The 19,444-nt window shown below is 35.9% G+C and carries 16 protein-coding genes and 1 pseudogene; 13 read left to right on the top strand and 4 right to left on the bottom strand.

The annotated features are described in order from the left end of the window. Positions 1–186: 186 nt before the first annotated feature. From KHB02_RS27360 to KHB02_RS27395, 8 genes are all read left to right on the top strand, one after another. Complete coding sequence (locus KHB02_RS27360; protein ID WP_213147552.1) at positions 187–762, top strand: hypothetical protein; 576 nt, start codon at positions 187–189, stop codon at positions 760–762. 204 nt (positions 763–966) lie between these two features. Next, on the top strand, positions 967–2,355 hold the full coding sequence (gene eat / locus KHB02_RS27365) for an ethanolamine permease (RefSeq protein ID WP_213147551.1): 1,389 nt from the start codon (positions 967–969) through the stop codon (positions 2,353–2,355). A gap of 211 nt (positions 2,356–2,566) precedes the next feature. Next, positions 2,567–3,295 (top strand): IclR family transcriptional regulator, encoded by a 729-nt coding sequence (locus tag KHB02_RS27370; RefSeq protein ID WP_241114133.1) that lies wholly within the window; start codon positions 2,567–2,569, stop codon positions 3,293–3,295. 168 nt (positions 3,296–3,463) lie between these two features. Continuing rightward, positions 3,464–4,462, top strand: coding sequence for a heme-dependent oxidative N-demethylase family protein (locus tag KHB02_RS27375; RefSeq protein ID WP_213147549.1), 999 nt, complete (start codon positions 3,464–3,466; stop codon positions 4,460–4,462). 14 nt (positions 4,463–4,476) lie between these two features. Then, positions 4,477–5,022 carry a dimethylamine monooxygenase subunit DmmA family protein gene (locus tag KHB02_RS27380; RefSeq protein WP_213147548.1) on the top strand — a complete coding sequence of 182 codons (546 nt, stop codon included), beginning with the start codon at positions 4,477–4,479 and terminating at the stop codon, positions 5,020–5,022. Between the two features lie 21 nt (positions 5,023–5,043). Next, positions 5,044–6,000, top strand: coding sequence for a PDR/VanB family oxidoreductase (locus KHB02_RS27385; RefSeq protein WP_213147547.1), 957 nt, complete (start codon positions 5,044–5,046; stop codon positions 5,998–6,000). Between the two features lie 244 nt (positions 6,001–6,244). Beyond that, the gene (locus tag KHB02_RS27390) at positions 6,245–7,864 is read left to right on the top strand and encodes a trimethylamine N-oxide permease (protein WP_213147546.1); all 1,620 of its coding nucleotides are present in this window, start codon (positions 6,245–6,247) and stop codon (positions 7,862–7,864) included. A gap of 38 nt (positions 7,865–7,902) precedes the next feature. Continuing rightward, complete coding sequence (locus KHB02_RS27395; RefSeq protein WP_213147545.1) at positions 7,903–9,240, top strand: glucose-6-phosphate isomerase; 1,338 nt, start codon at positions 7,903–7,905, stop codon at positions 9,238–9,240. Between the two features lie 123 nt (positions 9,241–9,363). On the opposite strand, the gene KHB02_RS27400 is transcribed toward KHB02_RS27395, so the two are convergent. From KHB02_RS27400 to KHB02_RS27410, 3 genes are read right to left on the bottom strand one after another with little or no spacing between them, the layout of a single operon-like run. Next, positions 9,364–11,496 (bottom strand): PAS domain S-box protein, encoded by a 2,133-nt coding sequence (locus KHB02_RS27400; protein ID WP_241114134.1) that lies wholly within the window; start codon positions 11,494–11,496, stop codon positions 9,364–9,366. Next, complete coding sequence (locus KHB02_RS27405; RefSeq protein ID WP_213147544.1) at positions 11,468–12,310, bottom strand: CheR family methyltransferase; 843 nt, start codon at positions 12,308–12,310, stop codon at positions 11,468–11,470. Before KHB02_RS27405 ends, KHB02_RS27400 begins: the two co-directional genes overlap by 29 nt. Positions 12,311–12,340: 30 nt before the next feature. Further along, the gene (locus KHB02_RS27410; RefSeq protein ID WP_213147543.1) at positions 12,341–15,091 is read right to left on the bottom strand and encodes a response regulator; all 2,751 of its coding nucleotides are present in this window, start codon (positions 15,089–15,091) and stop codon (positions 12,341–12,343) included. Positions 15,092–15,397: 306 nt separating this feature from the next. Between KHB02_RS27410 and KHB02_RS27415 the strand changes: the two are divergent. The 5 genes and pseudogenes from KHB02_RS27415 to KHB02_RS27435 form a co-directional block, all read left to right on the top strand. Beyond that, positions 15,398–15,550 (top strand): annotated as a pseudogene (locus KHB02_RS27415) (3-hexulose-6-phosphate synthase); the annotation flags it as partial. Between the two features lie 80 nt (positions 15,551–15,630). Continuing rightward, entirely contained in the window at positions 15,631–16,038 is a 408-nt protein-coding gene (locus tag KHB02_RS27420) for a cupin domain-containing protein (RefSeq protein WP_213147542.1), read from the top strand. 100 nt (positions 16,039–16,138) lie between these two features. Continuing rightward, positions 16,139–16,546: a cupin domain-containing protein gene (locus tag KHB02_RS27425; protein ID WP_213147542.1), complete on the top strand. Its 408-nt coding sequence runs from the start codon at positions 16,139–16,141 to the stop codon at positions 16,544–16,546. Between the two features lie 201 nt (positions 16,547–16,747). Then, positions 16,748–17,512 carry a hypothetical protein gene (locus tag KHB02_RS27430; RefSeq protein WP_213147541.1) on the top strand — a complete coding sequence of 255 codons (765 nt, stop codon included), beginning with the start codon at positions 16,748–16,750 and terminating at the stop codon, positions 17,510–17,512. Positions 17,513–17,585: 73 nt separating this feature from the next. Continuing rightward, on the top strand, positions 17,586–18,773 hold the full coding sequence (locus tag KHB02_RS27435; RefSeq protein WP_241114135.1) for a sulfite reductase subunit alpha: 1,188 nt from the start codon (positions 17,586–17,588) through the stop codon (positions 18,771–18,773). A gap of 284 nt (positions 18,774–19,057) precedes the next feature. Here KHB02_RS27435 and hxlB read toward each other — a convergent pair. Beyond that, a partial coding sequence (gene hxlB, locus KHB02_RS27440) for a 6-phospho-3-hexuloisomerase (RefSeq protein WP_241114136.1) occupies positions 19,058–19,444 on the bottom strand: 387 nt, incomplete at its 5' end.

Genomic DNA, 19,444 nt, shown 5'->3' on the forward strand with positions numbered 1-19,444 from the left:
GGATTCTTTGATGGTAACCCAGCGTTAGACCTTCCACGCCCAGAAAAAGGCACAAGCTGTCATTCAAATTCAAGCTGCCATAAGTAAAAGGGTCTATGAAGAAGGAATGGAGCTTAATCCAGCTCCTTCTTCACCTTGTAAGTAAATGCAGACTATCGATGATTCGAAGATACCGGAGGGAATTATATGTTACTAGTCGCAAGTACGGTACTCGTTATATTTTATACTATTATCATCACCATGAAGCTTTATCAAACAAGAAACCAGCTAAGCAATATGACAGCTATGACAGTTGTAATGGTTTTAGTCATGGCAAGCAGCTTATTGGCAGGTTTAATTGCAGGCATTGCGGTGAAAGGAGATTTAACTCTGTCCACCATTGCAGGGATCAGTTTCAGTCTGATCGTAGGAGTTATAGCAGGAAGGGTTTTTAGCCTTCATACGTTAGTAGAAGGGATTGCAGCAGGAATTATGGGAGGAATGATGGGAGCAATGTTAGGAGTAATGCTTCCTTCAGATAACTATGCTCTTATGCTGGTATTCACCGATGTTCTCTTTATTTTAAGCTTCTTATTCATTATTTTATTAATCAACTCTGATTTAAAAAAGAATCAAGAATCAATTTCTCTTTATCCTCGTACATTTCCTTGGATTGTTACATCCGTCATATCCGCTATGATTATACTTACTTTTGCACAATTTGAAAATATTCCGGCAGCCGGCAGTCAGAATGTTCAAAATGAACATCACCACCATGAATAATCCTTAACGTTGATTTTATTATAAACCCCTTACAGCAGCTTCAGAGTAAAAGTACAGAGCAGTCTATATATTTTTTACAATAAAACTGTTTTCGCTAAGCTTTTCAGGGAGGATATTTTTTGACCTTAACTATAAGGTAATAAACGTTAAACGTCAGAATCGCCTATTTGAAAAATTTAGAGAAACAAATATAGGAGGAAGCTTGTGAGTACGAATAATAATTTAGAATTAAAAAAAGTGTTGGGACCTATTCAAATTTGGGGCTTAGGAGTGGGGATCGTTATTTCTGGTTCCTATTTCGGATGGAATTATGGTTTAGCTGAATCTGGTTATGTCGGAATGTTAATTGCTACTGCAATAATTGGGGTCATGTATGTAACCTTATGTTTATCTCTTTCGGAGCTTGCCACAACCATGCCACATGCTGGAGGGGCTTATGCTTTTACGAGAAGAGCAATTGGTCCATTAGCCGGATTTATAACGGGTGTAGGTGTGACATTGGAGTTTGCCGTCGGAACAGCTGTATTTACTTCAGGGGCAGGATATTATGTGAATTTTCTAATTCCAGCCATCGATCCTATTCTTGCTGCCGCTGTTTTATATATCTTTTTCTTTATCGTGCATATTTTAGGTGTAAATGAATACGCAACCATTGAAATGATCCTTGTTACGATATCTGTAGGCGTTGTACTGCTATTCTCCTTTTATGGCATGCCGCATATTAGTGCGGATAAGCTGTTCGGTGGAAACCTTATTCCGGGAGGAATTTCAGGTATTTGGGCAGCGCTTCCATATGCGATGTGGTTGTATATCTGTATGGAAATGTTACCAATGCTGTCAGAAGAGTGCCGCAATCCAGTTAAAGATATGCCTAAAGGCATTATGAGGGCAATTTATACACTTGTAATCCTTGCGTTTCTCGTAGTTACCGTTACGGTTGGTCTTGGAGGTAATGTAGGTGCTTCAAAAGAAGCAAACCCGCTTTCCTATGCTATTGCTCAAGGTGTTGATAAAAACTCTTGGCTCATTAGTGTTCTATCTGTAGTAGGATTATTCGGTATGCTTTCTAGTTTAGCGGGAGCCATTTTGGCATATTCTCGTCAAACCTTCGCACTATCCAGAGCAGGTTACTTTCCTGCATTTTTATCTAAATTAAACCAAAAACGCCGTACTCCCTATATGGCCATACTTGTTCCCGGGGTATTGGGATTCATTTTTGTACTGTTGTTTAATCCGGATCGCTTGATTTTAATTGCCACTTTTGGGGCGTTAGTTTCTTACATTATGATGAATTTGTCACTTATCATTTTACGAAAAAAAGAACCAAACCTTGCCCGTCCATATAAAGCACCATTCTATCCAGTTGTTCCTATTGTGTCAATTATCCTTAGTGTAATCGCATTGTTTTCAAGTATTTTTAAAGACCCGCTCTTTTTCTTTATAAGTGTTGGCATCTTTGCTTTAGCGGTAGTTTATTACTATGTGTGGGCAAGATACCGCATCAACAAAGATGCACCGGAAGAAAGATTCGCTGCTGAAGCAAATCAAGAGGATATTTATGAAGAGGAGAAAATACCTGCTTCGTTATATTAGGTCCATTGTGAGTAAATAAATATTTGTGTAATTAGAAGAGAGGGAAGATGAACGATTTCCTTCTCTTCTCTTGATAGTAAGGATTAAATTACATCCAATAAATGTCGAGTTTAAACTCTGAACATAAACTACCTTTAAGTTATTCCTGCTATTTTAGAAATTTTATCTAAGGAAAGGGAGAGATGTTATGTCGGAGGTGATTCGGAAGACGATGACGTTGCTAACTACTATCATCCCTAATGAAGAGAAGGAAGAGTGGAGTGCAACTGAAGTAAGTCGCGAATTAGACATTCCAATTCAAACCGTGCATAGATTACTTTCTAGTCTTTCGGAAAATGGATTCGTATTTAAGAATAAAGAAACCAAAAAATTCCGATTAGGTTTGAATTTGATGCAACTAGGACTCTCAATAAGGGATAATTTATTGGTACGAAACAGCGCTCTTCCAATTATGGGAGAATTAACGAAGAGAATAAAAGAGAGCGTTTTTTTGACTGTTCCGGAAGGCAATGAGGGTGTTTTAATTGAATGTGTTGATTGTGAATTACTATTAAAATCAATTGAGCCTATTGGTAGGAGGACACCATTATGTACTGGTGCTTCCAAAAAAGTAATTTTAGCACATATGAAAAATAGAATGAAGCTTCAAATTATACGAGCTCTTGTCGAACAAGGAAAAATAGTCGACAGTAAGAAATTTGAATGTGAACTGCGGAACATTAAGGAATCAGGGTTTGCTATTTCATATGGAGAGATTACAAAAGGAACGGTTAGTATAGCAGCACCTATTTTTTCCTGGGAAGGTGATGTAGTTGCTTCTATTAGTATAGGCGGTCAGGAAGAGAGATTTAGAGATCAACAAGTTAAAAGATATATATATGAGATAAAAAAAGCAGCAGAAGAAGTTTCTAAAGAATTAGGATGGATAAAACCAAGATAATCGGATGCTTTATAGGCGATTAAGGTTAGTATTCATTTCAAAATTGGTAAGTAATTTTAAAATGAATTTTCCCAATATTCGGGAAAATTACATTTCTCTTTATTTTTTTTTGTGTAAAATTAAGATTATTCATTAAAAGTTTAAGTTTTTTATTTAAAGGGAGGATAAATGATGCCAAAAAATAGTCTTTCAGTAAACAAAGAACTTATTCCAGATCAACCTTTGGTCGAACGTGTTCCATTTCCGTTCAAAGGAAACTCCTACCGCTATTCTAATAATGCAGCTTCTCTTGAATCTGGGAGATTACTAGATATTACACCCGAATATTTCGAGGAGATTGAATTGAAACGGCATTTGTTAGAAACGGTTCCAGACAGGACTTATCAATCTTTAGAACACTCGATGGAGGCACAGTGGGAGATACTAGAAATGATTATGAATGAGATGGCCTCAGCCCATCCGAACTATTTCAGTTTAAATAAAGACGGAAATAGATGGACCTTTATTAATCATTTGCTGGGTGAAGAACAAACCTTTACTTTTGGGGATGCACAAACTTTACCATATGAACCTCTGGATTTTATTGGGCGTCATGTTCAAGAAGATTTAATTTATCTTGGCCAACGGGATGGAGATTTGTATTTAGAAGCCGGGCAATTAGCTTTTCCTGCCAATTGGTCACTTGCTTTTGACCTTGGGATGGATTTTTTATCTATTCATTCCCCAGTTCCAAAAGCCTTTTCTGGAAGCGGTTTAGCAGAAAAGGTCCGCGGCTTTATCATGAGAATTGAGGCGGGGAAACCTTGGACTCGGTTTAACTGGACAATAACGGTGGAGCCAGTTCTAGACACTGCACCGGAAAATTTTGATGAGTGGGGCCATAAAAAGGAACAAGTTACTGTTGATAATGTGGGAGAACTAGTCTATTTAAGAGTTGAAGATCAGAGACTATTCCGTCTCCCTGGCAGTAATGGAATTCTTTTTGGTATTCATACCCATTTAATTTCTCTTGATGAATTATGTAAAAACCACCAATGGATGAATCAGTTTTATAATGTGCTCCTAGACTTGCCAGATGAATTGGCTGAATATAAGGGGTTTATTTCCTATAAAGAGAAAATTGTGAGTTATTTGGAAAATAAAATAAAAATTTCTTCTCCAATCTGATAGGAGGGAGCAAAATGCAAGCAATTAAAAGCTTAATACATCCATTTCTTGAGGGGCAATCTAAATGCAGGAAAGTATTGTTTCTAATTGATGAGTCAAATCTTTTTAATAGCCTGGCAACGATAGATATGCTTTCTCAAAATAATATTGAGACTGAAATTTATGTTAAGACGGATCGGCAGCAAGGTAAAATGATAGACAATATTCAACATAAAACCAGCAATAAAATAAATTATGTCTCTTCATTTGAAAATGATAAAGTGGAGTCTCTGCTTAATGGACAATTGATTGGTACAAGGATCTTCATTTCCGGTCCATGGTCAATGATAAGACAGATAAAAGAGATTGCAAGTTCAGTTGGTTTTACAGATGAGGAAATCCATTATCATGGGTCTGATGAAGAAGGGAAAAGAGTATATTGTGTAAAATGTTACTCTTATAATAAAGCCGAAATAGATAGTAATGAAATAACATGTTCGCATTGTAATACAGTTCTTGATGTTTCAAAACATTTTTCAAAAAGACTAGATTCTTACTTGGGGTATATCCAGGCTAAATAAAATAAGTGGGATGTGAGAAGGATGTCAGCTGGAGCACTAGAAGTCGTTGTCGAAGAAATTAAAATTGAATCCCCACAAGTAAAAAGTTTTACATTAAAAGCAGTAAATGGGTCAAGTTTGCCACGTTCTAGCGGGGGATCACATATTACAACCCGTATCCGGCATGATAAAGGATTAATCGAACGTCATTATTCATTAACTAATGATCCGGACGATACAGATTCCTATAAAATTGCGATCCGCCGCAGTGATGAATCAAAGGGTGGTTCAGTCTATTGGCATGATTCGATAAAAACTGGTGATAAGCTCGAAATTAGTTACCCGAAAAATCATTTTTCGTTAAGTTTTAAGGCTAGACACCATGTCTTCATCGCAGCTGGAATTGGTATTACTCCTTTTCTTGCTATGGCAGCAGAATTAAAAAAGAAGTCGAAATCATTTGAATTGCATTATGCTTCTCCTTCAAAAGAGCTGTGTGCATTTTATCCATTTCTCCTTTCCAATTATTCAGATGAAACATATTTTTACTTTTCAAGAGAAGGACGAAAAATGACAACAGAGTTAATGAAAGAGCAGCCAATTGGAACACATGTGTATTTTTGCGGGCCAGAAACAATGGTAAGGCAATATTCAGAAGCAGCAAAAGCATATGGGTACCCTGAAAAGAGCATTCATTTTGAACTATTTACGCCGCCGGATATGGGCCCAATGCACCCATTCGATGTAAAACTAAACAAAAGCAACATGGTACTTCAAGTTCCTGAAGGGGAAAATTTGCTGGATGTTTTGTTGAAACATAATATCGATGCACCGTACTCATGTAAAATCGGTGGATGCGGAACGTGTCAAATTGATGTATTAGAAGGTGAAGTAGATCATCGGGATATCTTCCTGACTGATAAAGAAAAACAAGAAAAAAATGTGATTTTATGTTGTATATCAAGAGCAAAAAAAGGACCGTTAGTATTAGATTTATAGATTGCTTCTTCTATATATAAATCTTATTCTTTTTTCATATTACTTCCTATAGGAATAAAAAAATAAACAACTCTATTCTTTAGCAGAAAATCAATTAAAGATTTTCTGCTTTTATCCTAATGATTCCCTTTTTAAATTTAATAATATTGATTGATGTATTTTTATCAAGGGTATTGGGGGATATTGTCTGTTATGATTTTACAGAATATTGCGAATATATATAAAACTAGGAGGTAAGTTGTTTATGAGTGCGAAAGAATCAAATACTGCAGCAGTCTTACAAAATTCGGTTCCACAAGTTGATAGTCTGCCAGTATCTCAAGCTGAGTTGCAAAGGACTTTATCTTGGAAGGATGCATTTTGGTTTTCTAGCGGGGTACCAGCCTTATTATTATTTTCAATTGGAGCAATTGCCGCCACAGTTGGAAATATCTCTTGGTTAGTCTGGGCACTATCGATATCGATGGGATTTCTTCAAGCGTTTACTTATGCAGAAATTGCAGGATTATTCCCTAATAAATCGGGCGGTGCGTCAGTTTATGGTGCTATGGGATGGGTAAGATATTCAAAATTTGCAGCTGCAATATCAGTATGGTGTAACTGGTTAGCCTGGACTCCAGTATTAGCTCTTGGTACTTCGCTGGCGGCAGGCTACATTTTACAAAGTTTTTTTCCTGGTTCCGCTTTTACTTCCTGGAACATTACTCTATTAAACTTGGAATGGATTAGGCCAGATTTAACAATGCGTATTAATGGAAGTTTCCTTCTTGCAGTTTTAATCCTATTTATGATTTTTGCTATCCAAAATTTAGGTGTACTTAAGGCTGCACGTTTTCAAAAAATATTGGCGATTGTTGCACTTCTGCCATTAATTTTAGTCGGTATTATTCCAATTTTTATAAATGGTATTCGATTAGATCATCTATTACCAATGAATCCAATATCTGGTTCTTGGGATATGGCGGGTTTTACATTACTTTTTGGAGGAATGTTTTTAGCTGCTTGGTCTACTTATGCATTTGAAACGGCCATTTGTTATACAAGTGAATTCAAAAATCCAAAAAAAGACACATTTAGAGCCATTGTCTCTGCAGGTTTATTGTGTTTCGTGATGTTTACGATTGTTCCGTTCTCTTTTCAGAACGCACTGGGTCTTAAAGGGCTGCTTGATCCTGGGGTTGTGAGCGGTGAAGGGGTTGGAAATGCTATGGCTAGTATGATTGGTGGCGGAATCGTCATAGGTACGATTATTATTCTGTTGTTAGTATTGGCCCTTATGTTATCAATCATGACGTCAATGGGTGGAGCATCCCGTACACTGTACCAGGCATCCGTGGATGGGTGGTTGCCAAAGTACCTGTCAGGTGTGAATAAAAACGGGGCACCTACTAGAGCTATGTGGGCGGGGTTACTGTTAAACATATTCCTCCTTACGTTGTCGGATTACACATTCGTGCTTGCAATTTCAAATGTAAATTATTTGCTCTTTAACTTTCTAAACCTTAATTCCGGATGGATTCATCGAATGGACCGGTCAAATTGGTCCCGTCCATTTAAAGCGCCAAATTGGCTTTTAGGATTAAATGTTGTATTTGCATTTGTTAATATTGCTTTTTTAGGGATGGGTGCTGACATTTGGGGACCAGGTACTCTTTGGGCAGGTTTAGTTAGCGCAGCAATTGTCATACCATTGTTTGTCTATAGACATTACCTGATTGACAAAGGAAAATTTCAGGAAGGAATGTCGGATGGAGTTGATGGAAATGTTTCAAGTGAGAAACGAGCTGGCATTTTGCCTTATATAGCATTGGCCGCTGGAGTTGTTGTAATGCTAATAGCTCATGCTATTGCTGTTTATCATTAAAAGAATGTCCGATAATGAATTAAAAGGAGAAAGTACGTATGTCTATTTCTTTTGATTACACAAATGCCCTGGGATTTATGAAAGATAGTGAAATTAGTCATTTGAAAAATTTTATTTACCAAGCCCATTCGTGGCTGCATGAAAAGAATGGGGCAGGTTCTGATTTCGTTGGATGGGTGGATTGGCCGATCCTTTACGATAAGGATGAATTTGCTCGGGTAAAGAAAGCTGCTGCGCGGATTCAAAACAACTCAGATGCTTTAGTTGTGATTGGTATTGGCGGATCCTATCTAGGGGCTAGAGCGGCAATTGAATCCTTATCACATAGTTTTCATAATCAAATAGGTCAAAAAACTCAAGTATATTTCGCTGGACAAAACATTAGTTCAACATATCTTGCCCATTTGTTGGAACTGTTAAAGGATAAGGATATCTCAATAAATGTAATTTCTAAATCAGGAACAACAACCGAGCCGGCTATTGCGTTCCGCATTTTACGCAACTATTTGGAAAACAAGTATGGAAAACAAGAAGCAAGGCAGCGTATTTTTGTCACAACCGATGAATCTAAAGGAGCTTTAAAAAAACTTGCCGATAAAGAAGGTTATGAAGCATTTGTTATCCCCGATAACATTGGCGGCCGCTATTCTGTACTAACTTCAGTAGGACTTCTTCCAATTGCTGCTGCGGGTTTAGATATTGACCAAATAATGCTTGGGGCAAAAGATGCGTATTATAAATACAACAATCCAGATGTCCAGACCAACGATTGTTATCAGTATGCTGCTGTTCGCAATATTTTATATTCAAAAGGGATCAGTAACGAATTGCTGGTAACCTATGAACCTTCTTTACGTTATCTATCAGAATGGTGGAAGCAGCTTTTTGGTGAAAGTGAAGGAAAAGATCAAAAGGGATTGTTCCCAGCTTCGGTGGAGTTTACCACAGACTTGCATTCAATGGGGCAATTTATACAAGAAGGAAAGCGAAACCTGCTAGAGACAGTATTGCAGGTGAATAGCCCCAAAATTGAATTAACGATTGAGGAAGACCCAGAAAATATAGATGGTCTAAATTTTCTAGCGGGTAAAACAATGGATGAAGTTAATAAAAAAGCATTTGAAGGAACCGTCTTGGCCCATATCGACGGGGGAGTGCCAAACCTTCTGGTGGAATTAGATCAAATAAATGAATATAATTTTGGTGAATTGGTTTACTTCTTCCAGAAGGCATGCGGAATAAGCGCGTATATTCTCGGGGTAAATCCATTTGATCAGCCCGGAGTTGAGGCTTATAAGAGAAACATGTTTGCTTTACTTGGAAAACCCGGTTTCGAATCAGAAAAATTGGAACTAGAGAAGCTCCTTCAAAAATAAGAAACAAATCATTATGATAACTTATAGAGTAAAGCCAGCTCTTTATAATGCTGGCTTTTCTTTTTGTTGTATAAAGCAATAGAAAAGGAAACGAAGGTCGAAGCTAATGCGCTTAATTTTGAATCATTCACGAAGTAGCTTATTTTTATATCCCTTGGAGATTAATTCCTTCTCCGTTTCGTAAAACCTAGTAAAAAAGGCAGTTCCTTGTTCATCGGTAATAAAATCGATTTTAGCTTTATGACGTTTAGCAATACTATAGCATATCGCTAACCCCAGCCCCGTACCTGTATCCTTCGTTGTAAAAAAAGGAGTTCCAATTTCTTTATGAAATTCAGACTTAATTCCACAACCTTCATCTTTTATTTCTAAGACAGTTGTTGTATCCTCAGCGTATGTTTTTATCTTTAGTTTTCCACCGGATTTCATTGCATCTAAACCATTTAATGATAAATTTAAGATTAATTGGCTTATTTCCTTTTCATCGATTAATAATTCAGGGCAATCATTTAGTTGAAGGGTAATCGATTTTCCTGTTCTCAAAGCCTCTGCCTGTATTAAAGGGTAAAGTCCTTCAATTATAGGGTTAAGATTTTGAAGCGTTTTATGACTTAACTTATTTTTTGCCAAATTTAGATATTCAGTAATGATTGAATTGGCTCGATTCAATTCTGCCAACATTAAATCAATATATTTTATCGTTAAATGTTTTGGATCGCTTTTAGACAATTCTAAAAATCCTCTGACTGTGGTCATAGGATTTCTTATTTCATGTGCAATACCAGCTGCCATAGCCCCAATAAGATTTAATCGGTCCAGGCGGGTCATTTCTCGTTCAAGACGGACGCTCTCAGTAATATCTGTAATGACTCTCATGATGCAAGGTTCCCCTTGAATTTCAAAAATTTCAGTCGACAACAAACCTTCCCGTAATTCTCCAGACCTTGTTTTATATTGGATTTTTGCATTTCTTATATATTCCTGATTTTCGATACTTTGAATTTCTTCATCGTTTAAATTAGTAGTAAGCTCCAAAAGTGATTCGTTTTGATCCATGATCTCATCATTGGAATATCCAGTATGGTTTAACCAACTCGAATTCACATTTATATATCTTCTATTTTTCAAAGATCGGATCTCAATCAAACATGGGCTGGATTCAAATATTTTATAAAAATGTTCTTGGGATAACCGAAGATCTTCTTCTATTTTTTTTCGATCATCAATTTCTTTTCTAAGCTGTTCGTTAGCTAATAAAAGTTCTTGAGTTCTTTCTTTAACTAGTTTTTCGAGAATATTATATTGTTCTATTTTTTCAATATCCTTTTTCTTACGTATAGTGATATCTCGAATCGAAACAACAAAAATTTGTTCATCCTCTATTTTTGCTTCACCAATTTGAATATCTACAGGAAAACTTTCTTGGTTTTTGTTTTTGGCTAGCGCTTCAAAGAGTTGCCCTACCCATTTATTTAGTGATTTTACATGAAATGGGGTCGTTTCTTCCGTATTATATTTAATCTCTGGTAGAAGTTTCATGATATTTTTTTCCAATAATTCTTCTGACGAATATCCAAACATTTTTTCTACCGCCGGATTCACTGATAAAATACATCCTCTACGATCAAAAGTAATGATCGTATCCAATAGTGTTTCACCAATAACCTTTGATAAGGTTTCATTTTTCCGTAGATCTGAGGTGGTACGTTCTAACTTTGCATTCACCACTTTAAGTTCAGATTGACGCCGCTCACTTTGAATCTTCACTTTTTCGTGGTTTTGATAAATTTTTACAAATTCTTGCACCTTTAATTTTAATGTTTCCGGATGAAAGGGTTTAATGATATAGTCTACTGCACCCAGGCTATACCCCTTTAATACATGTTCCGTTGAATCATTAATTGCAGTAATAAAAATAATAGAAATGTACTTGGATTTTTCTCTTTCTTTAATGAGTTTGGCCGTTTCATACCCATTTAAACCAGGCATCTGTACATCTAATAAAATAACTGCAAAATCCTGTCTAAGAACACATTTTAATGCTTCCTCGCCGGAACTCGCGCTGACCAAGTTATAATCAGGAGAATTAAGGACAGCTTCTAATGCGAGCAAATTTTGGGGGTGATCATCGACCATTAAGATATTAATTTTTTGTTTAATTTGCAGCTCATTTTCTTTAGTATTGCTTTCCTGAAAATCTAATGTGCTAACTTGATTTGGTTCAAATTTACTTAATCTTCTGGTAGAGCTTCTCAAATGGATCAACCTCCTTATAGTAATTTGCAATGCTTGTAAACTTAATTCCTTCTTTACTTCCTAAACCAAGAAAACCAGATGAGCATAGGCTTTCATTAAGAAGATTGTATACCCGATTTTGTAGTACTTTATTAAAATAGATCAGCACGTTCCTGCAAATTATCACATGAAATTCATTAAATGACCGATCGATGGCTAAATTATGCTGTGCAAAAACAACATTTTTTGTCAGAAAAGAATGAAATGTAGCATTTTCATTTTCAGCTGTATAATACTCAGAGAAAGCTCGCTTACCTCCAGCTGCAAGGTAATTTTTAGTATATAATTGCATTTTGTTTAAAGAGAATTGACCGCTTTTCCCTTTTCTCAAAACGCTTTCATTCATGTCTGTTGCATAAATTCTTGTCTTCTCATATAAGCCCTCTTCGTGTAATAGGATGGCCATTGAAAATACTTCTTCGCCAGTAGAACATCCGGCATGCCAAATACGAATATAAGGTAAGGTCTTGAGAAAAGGGACGATATTTTTTCGGAACGATAGGAAATAACCCGGATCGCGAAACATTTCTGTAACAGTAATCGAAAAATCGGCAATCATTTTTTTCATTACGAAAGGATCTTGGAAAAGCTTTTCTTGTAAACCCGAAATACTGGAAACTTTCTCAGCGCGAATTCGGTCACGTATTCTGCGATTTAAAAATGGTAAGGAATAGTTTCTAAAATCAAATCCATAGTAGCGGTAAATTCCTTCAAGTAACAGTTCTATTTCAATTTCTTCTGGATCGGAATGATAACTCTTATCTATATTATTCATATTTTATAACTCCAGATTCTTTTTTCATTCCTATTTATCATAAAGCCATACTCTCATGATAGAAATTAATTGTTTTAAATTTACTGGTTTACTAATATAATCGGAGGCTCCAGCTTCAATGCATTGGTCACGATCATACTTCATCGCCTTAGCTGTAAGTGCAATAATAGGTATGTTTTGAAAATCAGGAATAGAGCGAATAATTTGAATCGCTTCAAAACCATCCATTTCGGGCATCATGATATCCATGAGTACAAGATCGATGTCTGGATTCCTTTGGAGAATAGAAATTCCCTCACTTCCATTTTCCGCAAACAAAACCTCAACTTGATAATTTTCAAGAGCAGTTGTAATGGCAAAAATATTACGTATATCATCATCTACTACGAGTATTTTTTTACCTTGCAGTAATGCCTTCCTATCATTTTTCAAGACGGATGATCTATCAGATTTTATGTCGAAAACCGGAGAATTTACAGGCAGGGACGAATCCTCTAAAAGTGCGGCTGCTACCTCGGACTCAGCGTTTGATATGCCTATTTTTTTTATATTTTTCTTGTTAGGCAAATACAAAGAAAAGGTACTTCCATCTCCTTCTCTGCTATCTACTTCTATAAAGCCGCCTAATAAATGGGATAATTCTCTGCTAATGGAAAGACCTAATCCAGTTCCTCCAAACTTGCGATTAATTGTACCATCTGCTTGTTTAAAAGCATCAAAAATAATTTCATGTTTTTCTTGTGAAATACCAATTCCTGAATCCTTAACAGAAAATACTAATTGTATATCAGGGTACGGGTCTTGTTTTGAAAATGTCTTTATTTCAACTTTGTTAACCGTTAACGACACAAAACCATTATCGGTAAATTTGAATGCATTTGATAATAAATTCTTTAAAATTTGTTCTAGTCGTTGTTTATCTGTATAAATAAACTTTGGCAAATCAGGCGCTAATTCAATCGAAAATTGAATATTTTTTTTCCGTGCGACAGGAGAAAATTGTGACTCGATAAAATCTTTTATGTCTCCTAGTTCTACTTCTTTTATCCTAATTTCCATTTTACCGGCTTCAACTTTTGCTATATCTAATATGTCATTAATCAAATTTAATAAATCATTTCCCGAAGAAAATATCGTTTCTGCATAGTTAGCCTGCTTTGGAGTAAGGTTCCCATCCGTATTTTCAGCTAGAATTTGCGATAAAATTAGCAAGCTGTTCAGCGGGGTCCGAAGCTCGTGAGACATATTGGCCAGAAATTCTGATTTATATTGAGAGCTTAAGGTCAACTGCTGCGCTTTTTCTTCTAGAATTGTTTTGATATTTTCTAGTTCCTTTGTTTTCTGTTCAGAGTTTTCATATTGGGCCTCCAGTTGTTCATTAACGGTTCTTAACTCTTCTTGCTGTGCTTGAAGTTCTTGAGATTGACTCTGTAATTCTTCAGTTAAAGATTGTGACTCTTGGAGGAGCTTTTCAACTTGCATATGCCTTAAAATACTCTTGATGTTAATCCCAAGATTACTAATTACTTCTTTTAACATCAATTGGTTTAAATTATCAAATGATTCAAAGGTAGCTAGTTCAATTACAGCTAGTACTTCACCTTCAAATTCCGCTGGCAGGACCAGTATTTCCGATGGTGAGGCCATCCCGATACCAGAAGATATCTTAATATAATTCTCAGGCACTGTTTTGAGCAGGGTCATGCGGTTATCTAATGCGCATTGTCCTACAATGCCTTCCCCTAAACTAAATCGATCTGTACCAATAACCTGATTATTATAGGCATAGCCGGCATATTTCTGGTAATACACTTCATCTTTGTCTCCCTGTTTTATGTAAAAGACACCATAATTGGCCCCAGCCATTGGTGTGATCTTAGTAATGAACATTTGTGCTAATGTCTCTAAATTAGCTATTCCAGGATACATGGTAGCAATTTCAGCCACTTTCGTTTTTAACCAGCTTTGTTCCTCTGCTGATTTTTTTAGTTCTTTCTCATCTTTTGTATGCTTTTCAAGAGCTTGAGCCATTTCATTATATGAAATAGCAATTTTTCCAATTTCATCTTTAGTTTTAACTTTTATTCTTGGTAACTTATCTAATCTGTCAAAATTAACGGAAGCCATAACAGCACTAACTTGGTTTAGTCTTCTCGTCACAGCAAAGAGAATCCAAATAAGCATAATACTTCCAATCACATAATCTAGGATTACATAATTCGTTGTCAGCGAAGATATTTTAGAATAATCTTTGTACGATTGAATCATAATTTTATAAGTTAATTGATTTTGTAAGGTTTGTAATTGTTTAGAGACTTGGAGCATTTTTTCGGCAGCTTTTTGAGCGTGAAACCAGTACAGTTGACTTACTTCCCGGAGATTACCTTCATTAATTAATTCATCCTTTTCTTTTTCAATTTCAGAATAGTTTTGTATAGATAATTCTAATTTTTTAATAATATCCTGGGTTTCCTGGGGTGAATCGAATTTTTGAAGGTCAGCTATTGTTTTGTTAACATTCTTAAATGCTTGATTTCGCTCATGAGTAATTTGTTCTTTCAGTTCTTGAGGTGGATTTGCAAAAAGTTCCCTTGAATCTTTAATGTATTTATTCAATTCATCAAGAAGAATGTTGGTTAAATTAAGGACTTTATAACTTTTTGTTGAACTATCCATTTCTTTGTTTAGGTTATCCATTTTTACCCAAAGGGAAATATGAAGTACTGCATAAAGCCCATAAATAATTCCAAAACATAAAAAGAGTTGTGTTTTAAATTTCATATAATCTCCTTTCATATTCGCTTTTTCATTTATTATTAAGACTGTTGGTAATTTAATAATGTATCTTAGTAATCATATATTAAAACGAATTTTGAAAATATTCAAACTATTATTTGGTTTATCTGGAAAATATTTTGAAATCATTACCTTAGTATAGAATTCGACACTATATGATTAAAAAGTGCATACTTTTTTTTCTGAAAATTTAAAATTATAATAAGGCTATGTCAAACCATAAGGGGTGAAAAATTTTTAGAACTTCAATTAACACTAGATCTCGTAAACATTCCGAAAGCAAAAAAATGGATGAGAGAGGTAGAAGATTATATTGATGTTGTAGAAATTAGTACACCACGATGTTATCAATCAGGGGATTTATGAAGAATTTCCTTCTCTGACTGTATTGGCAGACCTTAAATAATGGATGCCGGTACTTATGAAGGAATGAATGCATCTGAAGAATACATTTAACATAAAAGGATTTATAACAATCATACTTACAGCAAAGACAGAAAATTTTAAAAATGGGGGTTAAAAAAATGAGTGAAAACACAGCGACAAAATATAATTATTTAAGCACAAAGCCTGGTGTACAGTTAATTAAAGCAGGTACTTATAAGAAGATTGAACTAAATGATGTGTTAGGAATCCCGGCAGTAAGAAGCCAAATTATCGATGTGCCAGTAACAGATCAACAAAATGCAGTACAATTGGGTTACTTTTCGATGCAGCCGGGTGAAGAATTTACTTTCACGTATACATTCTTAGAAATTAAGACGATTGTTAAAGGAAAAATTGTTGTACGTGATGACCAAGGCAGAAAATATGTAGCCGAAGCTGGTGATGTATTCATTTTTACACCGGAAACAACTGTTGTATTTGATGGTGAGAGCGATGGGGAAGCGATTTATACAGGACATAGATTGCCTGAACCTTTATTCATGTAAGCTAAAATTTTAAGATTAAGTTTTAATTTAAACATACAACTTATGCTTTTAACCTAATTTATCTTTCTATTAAAAAATATTAAAGATGGAGTGGAAAAAGATGAGCGAAAACACAGCGACAAAATATAATTATTTAAGCACAAAGCCTGGTGTACAGTTAATTAAAGCAGGTACTTATAAGAAGATTGAACTAAATGATGTGTTAGGAATCCCGGCAGTAAGAAGCCAAATTATCGATGTGCCAGTAACAGATCAACAAAATGCAGTACAATTGGGTTACTTTTCGATGCAGCCGGGTGAAGAATTTACTTTCACGTATACATTCTTAGAAATTAAGACGATTGTTAAAGGAAAAATTGTTGTACGTGATGACCAAGGCAGAAAATATGTAGCCGAAGCTGGCGATGTATTCATTTTTACACCGGAAACAACTGTTGTATTTGATGGTGAGAGCGATGGGGAAGCGATTTATACAGGACATAGATTGCCTGAGCCATTATTTATGTAAGAAAGCTTCAATCTGCCTTCTTGTTTTGAATGATAAATACAGCAAAAGAATTTCATATAAAGCTAGGACGAGCTCGTGATTTACCATTCAATTTTTGAGATTGGTTAATTAAAATTTTTATAATCTTATGAGATAAGCGTTCATTTATTTAATGAACGCTTCCTTACCTTTAATGACAAATTTTTGATAGGAGCCATTTCGATGCACACAATTAATATCATGAGTTATTCTGATTTTAATTTTGAAGTTGATGGTAAAATATCTTCCTTGGAAGAGGTTTTTCCTGGATTTAACAGTAACGATCGAATTGGGATTGTGGTACGACAAGCTGGTGGAGGGATGGGGGCAAGTGCTCTGCTTATGTCAGCATTAACGCGATTCTACGATTTTCATCGACCTCAATTAGGTGACGAACCTGGCAGACTTCGAATCTATCCTGAAAACTTTGTTTTCCATGTAGGACAACGGCATATGAACCATTCTTGGATGGATATTTGGCCGCCTCACAAGGAGGTTGTGGTCGAGGACGATCCAGAGCAGATATTGGAGGCGATTAATGATCGTGGCATAACTCGCCTGATAGTTGAAGACATTTCCCCTGCGCCTGCTACGTTCCTAAGAGAGACAATAAGTAGTGCTCAACATCGCATCGTCAGTGCTTTAGCATACTCACCAAATGGCAGAGTTGATCAGGCTGATATTAGCATTACAAGTTGTTCAGCTGCAGAACAGAATGTTCTTGATTCTCTAAGCAGATCTGAGGAGTTATCGAATGAATTAAAAGAAATACTGCGAAAAGGTCGGGAGTCTCTATATGTTAATGGCCTTGTGACGGAGACTTATCGACGTATTGAACTATCGGTTGCCCTTAAAATGCTTACACAAACTTCGGAACAGGGAAAGACGACACGCGGTTACATGGCTATACTAGGGAATAATCCAATATATTCAAGTGTAGTTGGTTAGAATTTAGTTAACCTATTTGATTTTTTCTAATTTAGTTTAATCATAATTTTTATACAATCTACTGAGGTGAACGATGATGCAAGGTACTGAAGTAAAACCCGAAAATACAAAAAAACTAAAAAGGGTATTAACATCTTTTTCAAGGACTAATCCATTTCCAGCGAAGGTTCTTAAAAATATTAATTTAAATGGAACGGGAGCCAGCAAAGAAACAAGGCATATTGAATTATCATTAAAAGGCTCAGACCTTTGTTATAACCCAGGTGATGTACTTGGCATAATCCCCGCAAATGATCCAGAACTTGTGGCTTCCCTTCTTGAGGAAATTGGAGGGGATGGAGAAGAGATTGTTACCGTTGGTAAGCAGGGTGAGACACTGCCATTGAAGGAAGCGCTGACAACCTACTTTGAAATTACACTGCTGACGAAGAAGATTCTACAACAGGCATCAGCATTTACAGAAAACGAAGAACTGCAAAAGCTTGTGTTGGCTGAAAATGCAAACCAATTAAAGGAATATTGCTATGGCCTTGATTTGCTTGATATGTTACGTGATTTTGGTCCATGGAAGGCTTCTATTCAAGACATAGTATCTTTATTAAGAAAAATGACGCCGCGGCTCTATTCGATTGCAAGCAGCAATACCGCTCATCCGGATGAAGTTCATCTAACTATCGGTGCTGTACGCTACACGGCACTCGGACGGGATCGAAAAGGTGTTTGTTCTGTTTTATGTGCTGAACGTATTCAAGAAGGAGATACACTTCCAGTCTTTGTTCAAGCTAATAAACACTTCCATTTACCAGAGTCCCAAGACAAGGATATTATTATGGTTGGTCCAGGGACAGGGATTGCACCTTTCCGTTCCTTTATCCAAGAACGTGCAATGAATGAAGCAACAGGCAGATCATGGCTATTCTTTGGAGATCAGCATTCAGCAACTGACTTTCTTTATCAAAACGAGTTAGAAAAATTTCAAAAAAATAGGGTACTGACAAGATTAGAGACTGCATTCTCTCGAGATACCGCTCAAAAGGTATATGTGCAGCATAAAATGCTCGAACATAGCAAAGAATTATTTGAATGGATTGAAAACGGAGCTTATTTCTACGTTTGCGGGGATAAGGAACATATGGCGAAGGACGTCAATGAAACGCTTATTAACGTGATTGAAAAAGAAGGTATGATGACCCGTGAATCAGCTGAAGCGTATCTAAATGATATGCAAAAGCAAGGGCGTTACCAACGTGACGTATATTAAGTTTAATAGGTAAGGCACAGTGATTATTTTCAAAAAGTTTTTTAGCAGTTTCAATAAAAGTACCTATTCGTAGTCAATAGGTACTTTTATTGATAAAAATAAGAACTTATATTCTTGATGCAGTAAATACCACTATAATCTTTTATCTTTTATTTTTCTAAATATAATATTTCATAGGATCCATAAAAAAAGGTTATCTTAACAAAGTATAATGAATTACTTGTTAAGAAACCTCAAAATCTAGCTATATCTTTATTGATTTTCTTGTTAAAGGTTAACCTTTTCTATTCTAAATTTGCATGTCTGCCATACATAACCCCGGATTCTAATTCCTTCTTATTCATGATCCTTAAGATGGAGGCATCAAAGAAAAGGAGGAGGGTTTGCTCAAATAAAGATCCCATCGGTTGAATGGTTTTGTAATCACTATCCGCACCCGCTTTTGGTTTAGCAGGGATTTTAATTGCTACATCACTTAATCTGCCAATGGTCGATTCCGGAGAAATCGTTACAACTGCAACAGTGGCATTGATTGATTTAGCCTTCTCTGCCATTGAAACGAGACTTTTCGTTTCACCCGATCCAGAAGCAATTATTAAAATATCATCTTCCTGCAGGCTAGGGGTTACCGTTTCACCTACAACATAGGCATCTAACCCCATATGCATCAA

Origin of the sequence: Neobacillus citreus (genome assembly GCF_018343545.2) — a bacterium.
GTDB lineage: Bacteria > Bacillota > Bacilli > Bacillales > Cytobacillaceae > Neobacillus > Neobacillus citreus.